This window comes from Streptomyces sp. HSW2009 (genome assembly GCF_040240285.1).
Taxonomy (GTDB): domain Bacteria; phylum Actinomycetota; class Actinomycetes; order Streptomycetales; family Streptomycetaceae; genus Streptomyces.
The window spans coordinates 1-7,562 of sequence record NZ_JBEHZD010000399.1 but is presented as its reverse complement, the minus strand read 5'-3'; the positions used below and the strand labels follow the sequence as shown (position 1 = coordinate 7,562).

Genomic DNA, 7,562 nt, shown 5'->3' with positions numbered 1-7,562 from the left:
CATTCTGGAACAGGCCCCGGAGGCCACCCCCGAGGCGTCGCCCGAGGCCGCCCCGGCCGCTGCGGGCCCGGCCCTGGGGGCGGGGGGGACCCCCCGCCGCCCCGCGGCCCCCCGCCCCCCGGCCCCCCCCCCCCCCCCTTCGCTGCCGCGCGCGGCGCGGAGACGGGTGAGCTGCGTGAGGTGGGTGGGTGTGGATCAGGGGGTGGGTGTGTGGGTGGGTGAGTCGGGCGAGGGTTGGACGGTGGCGGGTTGGCGTGGGGTGTGCAGATGGCCGGCGCGGGCGAGGGCCGCGATGGCCGCGGCGCAGCCGACCCCGGTGGCCGCGAGCACGCTCCACACCAGCCAGGTGGCGCCTGGGTGGGCGACGTCCCACAGGGCACCCAGGGCCAGGTTGCCCACGGTCATGCCGATGCCGGAGACCGTGTTGTACAGGCCGTAGTGGGTGGCCACCAGGCGGTTCCGGGACAGCGCCACGATGGTGTCCATCTCGAACGGGTAGACCAGCGCGCTGGCCGCCGCGAGGGCCGCGACCGTGACCACCAGCGCGGCCAGGGTGGCGACCGCGGAGCCGGCGGGGGCGAGGGCCAGCGGCAGGAACGCCGCCCCCATCGCGCCGAGCCCGACCGTAAGGGCCCGGTGGTGCGGGAAGCGCCCCTTGGCCCAGTCCGTCAGCCGCAACTGGCCGGCGATCGCCACCGCGGCCGAGACCACGAACAGCGCACTGGTCGCCTTGGTGCCGTCCGAGCCGAGCGCCCCGTCAGCGGCCAGCGGCAGCACCAGGTAGACCTGGAAGGTCAGCACGTACGAGCCGACCATCACGGCCGAGAACAGCAGGAACGCCCGGTTGCCCACCACCTGCCGCCACTGCGCCCACACCGAGGGCGGCGCCGCGGTGGCCGACTCGGCCGTGGCCTGCGCTGCGTCGGCCGCCGGCGGCGCCGCCCGGGCGCGAGCCGTCCTGGTCGCCGCCCTTCGCGCCGCTGGAACGCTGCCCGCCGCGACCCGCCCCGTTCGGCTGGGCCGCACCGGCACCGGAGCCCGCGGCCTCCTCGTCGCCCACCGGCTTGCGGACCACGACCGGCGGGATCGGCCGGGAGCCGGGGATGTTGATCCGGATGCGGGTGGTCAGCGTGGTCTCGGTCTTCGGCTCCTCGGGCACGGACGACGCCCGGGGACGCGCTGCGTCGGCGTTGTCGTACGGGGCCTCCTGGGTCGGGTGCGGCGACGGATACTGGCGCGATCCGTACGGCGGGGTACCCGACGGGTAGGCGGCATCGCCGCGCCCCTGAGGCCCGGAGGACGAACTGTCAGATTCACGGCTCAAAGCAGGTTCTCCCAGTTAGCTCCGCCGCCCCCCATCTCGCACTGGGGTTCCCCATGCCGTAGGCCAGGGCAGGCTCGGCGGCGCGCACCACCATACTGGGCACGGCCGATCGACACTTGTCGGCTGCCGTTTCCCCACTCCAAGCGAGTACACGGGGCCGCGCCCGGGTCCATTGGGACGTCATTCCCGAAGGGGACGTCACTTCTCAAGTCGGGTGGCGGGGGCCTGCGGTTGCGGGACCTTCGGGACCGTGGCGCACATCACACCGGCGAACATCCCGCCCAGCAGGAAGAGGTACGAGCCGACTCCCGACCCGAACACGAAGTCGCCCTCGGGCCTGGTCGCGGTCAGGAACAGCACCACCACCAGCCAGCCGCCGGCGGACGACCAGGCCCCGGCCCGCGCCCGGGTGGCGTACAGGCCGCCGACGCAGAGCGCGACCAGCCCGAGCAGGGCCAGCAGCAACCCGCCGGGGAACCACGCCGATTGCACCAGCGCCCCGGCGATCCCGACCAGCGCGCCGACCACGACGAGCAGCGCGTACACCGCGATCCGGGCCGGGCTGAACGGGTTGGCCAGCCAGGCGCCGCCACCGGACGGGGCACCCGGCGCGACACTGGCGCCGGCACCGGAAGCACCAGAGCCACCGGCACCGCCGGCGCCACGGGCGCTGCCGGCACCAGCACCGCCGGCGCCGCTGCGCGCGGGCGTCCGGGCGGCCTGCCTGCTTCCGGCGCCCTTGGCCGCGTTCGCTGAAGCCGCAGTCTTCGAGGCCGCCGCGTTCCTGGCCGGGCTCGCGCCCTTGCCCGCACCCGGGTTCGTGCTCATGTCACCACTCCGGCGAAAAGGTCGTCCTCACGGCCGGGCCAGGCGGCGCCGGTGGCTCCGGCCCGGCCCGGGTCGCCCTGGGCGAGGTGGTAGTACTCCGTACTGGTCAGCGGCTGTCCCAGACCGTTGGAGAGGGCGAAGAAGTCGCCGCTCACGGTGAGCTGGGTGGCGTGTGCGCGCATCGCCGCCGTCTTGGCCGCCGCCTGGGCGGAGCCGTCTATCACCGCCGTCACCAGGTCATCTTCGACCACGCCCGGCAGATCGGCGAGCGCGGCGACGCCGGTGAAGGGCGCGCCGGCGGAGCCGTCGGCCAGTTCGGCCGCCCGCGCCAGGCCGGGTTCGACGACCGAGCGCGGCAGGCAGTTCCAGTAGACCTTGGCGATGGCGTGCGCGTCACCGAGGTCGCGTCGGAAGCCGCGCTCGGCCGCCAGCTCCGCCGCCCGGACCGCCACCCGGTGCGCCTTGATGTGGTCGGGGTGGCCGTAGCCGCCCTGCGGGTCGTACGTGACGAGCACCTGCGGCCGGACCTCGCGGACGATCTCCACCAGCCAGGTCGCCGCCTCGTCGGTGTCGGCCTGCCAGAAGGAGCCGGGGCGCCGGTTCTGCGGCGTGCCCATCATCCCCGAGTCGCGGTACCGGCCCGGGCCGCCGAGCAGCCGGTGGTCGCTGATGCCGAGCGCCTTCATCGCCGCGCTCAGCTCGCCCGCCCGGTGGGCGCCGAGGGCGCTGAGCGGTCTGGTCTCCCCGGCGGCCGAGAACGCGATCCCCGACGGCGACGCCGGCTGACGTGACGGGTCGACCTGCGCGGCGCCGGGCGCCGGGTCGGCGACGAGGTGGGCCAGGTCGGCCGGGATGACCTCGCCCTCCTCACCGAGCGTGCAGGTGACCAGCGTGACGTGGGCGCCCGCCGCGGCGTACGCGGCCATGGTGGCACCGTTGTTGATCGACTCGTCGTCCGGATGCGCGTGCACCAGGAGCAGACGGCGGGCGGGAAGGACGGTCATGGGAACAGCCTACGAGCCCCCCTCCCGCCACGGCCGCCGGGCGGCCCCGGACGGCGCCGCTCCGCACGGGCCGTCCCGCCCCAACGGCGCACGAACCCCCGTCGCACCCGCCGCCGCCCGCAGCGCGCCGCCCAATGCGCCGGCGCATGACCACTTTCCACGCCCCCCGCCCGGCGCGGCCCGGCGCGCCCCGGGCCACCCGCCGCGAGGAATCCCGGGCCACATCGGGGGATGGCCATGCCCGGGTGCACACGGCGAAAGGAGACGGCGGAGGGAAACCAGCAAGAGGGGAGGAGCGGGCGAAAGCGAAGCGAAGAACACGGGAGGAGCGGCGGCGAATACGCGGACGATGCGGCGGCCACCGATCAGGACGCTTCCGGCTCCTTCCCGCCCACCGCCCAAGGCCGCGCCCGAAGGCGGCAGCCCAACACAAGAAAGGAAGCGAGCAGCGGAAGCGAGACGGAACGCGGGCGGAAACACCAGGGAATTCCGCAATGCGCCAACTCCCCCTCGGGGAAGCCGATTCGGCGGACGGTCCGTTGCGCGTAGGGCCGACCCGCCGACCGCACGAACCGACGCCCGATGAGCGGGCCATCGGCCGCCCCGATATCCGCCCGGCGCCCGTCCGACGCCCGCCCGGCGCCCCACCCGGCGGGCCGGAACGCCCGCGTCAGCGCGTACCGAAGCGGGCGGACCAGGGCCGTGCCAGGGCATGCGGAAGGGCGCGCGTACGGAGCCTGGAGGGTTACGCGCGCACGACGGAGCCGCGGCCGGGGGACGGCCGGTTGGACCCGCTCAGCGCCCGCTCGGAATGCGGGGCCCGGGCGGGGTCAGAATTTGATGTCCCCGATGGCGTTCGCGACGTTGTTGCCGAATTTGTCGATGGTGGGCGCCATGTCCGAGCCGGCGAGATAGAAGCCCAACATCACACAGGCCAAGACGTGGAGGACCTTGAGCCCATCCCTCTTGACCAGCAGGAAGACGATGATCCCCAGCAGCAATACCGCCGATACCGATAGGACCACAGCGGCTCACCTCCAGAATTCCGTGTCAATGACGACCGTCCAGGACATCTGACCGGCAATCACCCGCGTTCCCCAGCACGGGAAGGGGACCAGCGGCACGTGTCCACCACTCATTCCGTTCCCCTCCCCCATCCTGGGTCATCGAACGCCGCGACACCGCGCTCAGCCCTGCCGTGCATGGCCATGCACGGCCATCCACCGGCGAGGGTTACCCGCTCCCGGTACATCCATCCATGAACACGCCATGTCATGCGCCACTCCGACCCCAACTGGCGCGCGGCGTAGGCGCAGATACCGCCTTCTTCACGCGATGCCGAGGCCCGCTTAAAGACCTTTCAAGGCATACCCACTATGCGCAAGGGATCATAACTTTCTGTCGGATCGCACATCGTGATGCATGGGAGCATGACAGGGGCGCATACGTGTTCGGATGTGCCATCGCCACGGCCAGCGGCCGTACCACCTGCCGGCCCGCCGCTCGGCCCGCGGACCGAGCTGCCGCAGCCCGCCGACAGCGCGGCCCGGCGCGTCAGCACGGCCGGGCGAGCCGCCCGCGGCTCCGGCCGTACGGGGAAGAAATCCCCGGCTCACCGCGCAGGTCCGGCCCGTAGGCTCGGCCCCATGACCGGACAGCTCTCGTTCCCTCGGCAGCACGCGCGCACGCAGCGCTTCAGCCTCGGCGCGCCCCGCGCCTTCAGTGTGTCCCCTGACGGCGCCCGCGTCGTCTTCCTCCGCTCCCGACACGGCACCGACCTGAGCCATCTGCTGTGGGTGCTCGACGTGGCCGAAGGGCGCGAGTATCCGGCGGCCGACCCGGCCGTGCTGCTCGGCGGCGCGGGCGAGGAGTTGTCGGCCGAGGAGCGGGCGCGGCGCGAGCGCAGCCGGGAGGGCGCGGCGGGGGTGGTCGGGTACGCGACCGACGGCGCCGTCGAGTTGGCGGCCTTCGCGCTCTCGGGTCGGCTGTTCGTGGCCGAGTTGCGCGCCGGCACCACCCGGGAGCTGCCGCTGACCGGGGAGCCGGGGCCGGTCGTCGATCCACGGCCGTCGCCCGACGGACGGCACGTCGCCTACGCGGCCGGGGGCGCGCTGCGCGTGATCGACAGCGCCGGCGACGGCGACCGGGCGCTGGCCGAACCGGACGGGCCCGGTGTCAGTTACGGCCTGGCGGAGTTCATCGCGGCGGAGGAGATGGACCGCTCGCGTGGCTTCTGGTGGTCGCCGGCGAGCGATGCGCTGCTGGTCGCGCGGGTGGACGACAGTCCCGTACAGCGCTGGTGGATCGCCGACCCGGCCAATCCGGACCGGGAGCCCGAGCAGGTGGCCTATCCGGCGGCCGGCACGCCCAACGCCGAGGTCACCCTCGTCCATCTGACGTTGGACGGCGCCAGGACCGAGGTGGTCTGGGACCGGGAACGCTTCCCGTACCTGGCGCGGGTGCACTGGGCGGCCGACGGGCCGCCGCTGCTCCTGGTGCACTCCCGCGACCAGCGCACCCAGCGCTATCTGACGGTGGACCCGGCGACCGGCGAGACCCGTACGGTCCACGCGGACGAGGACGAAGCCTGGCTCGAACTCTTCTCCGGGGTGCCGGCGTGGACGCCGGACGGGCAGTTGGTGCGGATCACGGACGAGGCCGGCGCCCGGGTGCTGATCGTCGGCGACCAGCGGCTCACCTCCGACACCTTGCAGGTCAGGGCGGTCCTCTCAGTCGGCGAGCGGGACGTGCTGTTCTCCGCGGCGCCCGGCGCGGGGGCCGAACTGCCGGCGGTGCCGGGCGAGATCGGCGTCTACCGGGCCTGGTTCCGCCCCGCCCAGGGCGCGCCGGCCGGTGCCGCCCCGCTGCCGCGGGTGCCCGCCGGCCACGAGTCGATCGCGGTGGCCGAAGGACCCGCGGTGACCTCGGCGGTGCGCGGCGGGGACGTCCTGGTGCTGCCCTCGCTCGCGCTGGCCGAGCCCGGCGTGCGGGTGCGGGTCGTGCGGGTGGACGAGGAGCGCGACCCCGCCGACTGGGAGCGGCTGGCCGAGATCGCCAACCACGCCGAGCGGCCGAGCCTGACGGCCGCGCCGCACCTGGTCCACTCCGGCGAGCGGAACATCCCGTGCGCCGTGCTGCTGCCCACCGGTTACACCGCCGCCGACGGCCCGCTGCCGGTGCTGCTCGACCCGTACGGCGGGCCGCACGGGCAGCGGGTGCTCGCGGCCCACAATGCGTATCTGACCTCGCAGTGGTTCGCCGACCAGGGGTTCGCGGTGATCGTCGCGGACGGGCGGGGCAGCCCGGGCCGCTCACCCGGCTGGGAGAAGGCGATCTTGCACGAGCTCGCCTCGGTGACGCTCCAGGACCAGGTGGACGCGTTGCACGGGCTCGCCGACCGGTTCCCGCTCGACCTCGGCAAGGTCGCCATCCGCGGCTGGTCCTACGGCGGGTTCCTGGCCGGCGCCGCCGCGCTGCGCCGCCCCGACGTCTTCCACGCGGCCGTCGTCGGCGCGCCGGTCACCGACCAGCGGCTGTACGACACGCACTACTCGGAGCGGTACCTGGGCCTGCCGGACGAACAGCCGGAGGTGTACGCGCGCAACTCGCTGATCACCGACGACGGCCTGTCCGGGGCGGTGGAACCGGCCCGTCCGATGCTGATCGTCCACGGTCTCGCCGACGACAACGTGGTGGTGGCGCACGCCCTGCGCCTCTCCTCGGCCCTGCTGGCGGCCGGCCGCCCGCACGAGGTGCTGCCGCTGTCCGGCGTGACCCACATGACGCCGCAGGAGCAGGTGGCGGAGAACCTGCTGCTGCTCCAGGTGGACTTCCTCCGACGGTCGCTGGGGCTGCCGAACCCGGGTACGACGCCCGCGGGCGGGACCGAGGGCTAGACCGGGGCGGGGCCGGGGCCGGCGGAGACCGGTAGCCGCCGGCGCGGCGCCCGCCCGCCAGGGCCGCGCCCACCGCGCCGCTACCGCTATCGCCGCCCGTCCCCGCCCCCGGCCGCCGTGCCTTAACCGCCGGACGGCGGGGACGCGGGCGGCGGGGGCGCTGCGGATTGCGAGGGCGCTGCGTCCTGCGGGGGCGTTCCGGGCTGCGGGGGCGTCGCGGGTCGGGGTGGCGCGTCGGCCCGCGCGTCACCGGGGAACTGCTGTGCGGGGCTGCCGGCGGGTACGACACCGGGCGCGGCGCCGGGCGGAGGACCGAAGCCACCGGGACCGGTGGAACCGGCGGGCCCGGCCCCGGGCGCCCGGGCCCCCCCGCCCCCCGGGCCCCCCCCCCCCCGCGGGCCCCCGCGCCCCCCCCCCCCCCGGGCGGCCCGGCCCCGGCGCCTGGCGGGCGGGGCGCGCACCCGCGGCGTACGGCCGGGCCGAGGTGCGTGGCCCCGGTCGAGCTGGCAA

5 protein-coding genes and 1 pseudogene are annotated in these 7,562 nt (G+C 75.0%); 1 reads left to right on the top strand and 5 read right to left on the bottom strand.

Going from position 1 to position 7,562, the window contains the following annotated elements:
- Nucleotides 1–195: 195 nt before the first annotated feature.
- The 5 genes and pseudogenes from AAHZ94_RS24490 to AAHZ94_RS24470 all read right to left on the bottom strand — a co-directional run bounded on the left by AAHZ94_RS24490 (nt 196) and on the right by AAHZ94_RS24470 (nt 4,181).
- Nucleotides 196–876 carry an MFS transporter gene (locus AAHZ94_RS24490; RefSeq protein WP_502964766.1) on the bottom strand — a complete coding sequence of 227 codons (681 nt, stop codon included), beginning with the start codon at nt 874–876 and terminating at the stop codon, nt 196–198.
- 180 nt (nt 877–1,056) lie between these two features.
- Nucleotides 1,057–1,324 (bottom strand): annotated as a pseudogene (locus tag AAHZ94_RS36495) (hypothetical protein); the annotation flags it as partial.
- 198 nt (nt 1,325–1,522) lie between these two features.
- Nucleotides 1,523–2,152, bottom strand: a complete 630-nt coding sequence (locus AAHZ94_RS24480; RefSeq protein WP_349995265.1) for a DUF6113 family protein — start codon at nt 2,150–2,152, stop codon at nt 1,523–1,525.
- Nucleotides 2,149–3,156 carry an N-acetyl-1-D-myo-inositol-2-amino-2-deoxy-alpha-D-glucopyranoside deacetylase gene (mshB, locus tag AAHZ94_RS24475; RefSeq protein ID WP_349995264.1) on the bottom strand — a complete coding sequence of 336 codons (1,008 nt, stop codon included), beginning with the start codon at nt 3,154–3,156 and terminating at the stop codon, nt 2,149–2,151. The genes AAHZ94_RS24480 and mshB overlap by 4 nt, the downstream gene beginning before the upstream one ends.
- Nucleotides 3,157–3,986: 830 nt before the next feature.
- Nucleotides 3,987–4,181 carry a hypothetical protein gene (locus tag AAHZ94_RS24470; RefSeq protein WP_349995263.1) on the bottom strand — a complete coding sequence of 65 codons (195 nt, stop codon included), beginning with the start codon at nt 4,179–4,181 and terminating at the stop codon, nt 3,987–3,989.
- 621 nt (nt 4,182–4,802) lie between these two features.
- Between AAHZ94_RS24470 and AAHZ94_RS24465 the strand changes: the two genes are divergently transcribed.
- Nucleotides 4,803–7,052: an alpha/beta fold hydrolase gene (locus AAHZ94_RS24465; protein ID WP_349995262.1), complete on the top strand. Its 2,250-nt coding sequence runs from the start codon at nt 4,803–4,805 to the stop codon at nt 7,050–7,052.
- Nucleotides 7,053–7,562: the final 510 nt, after the last annotated feature.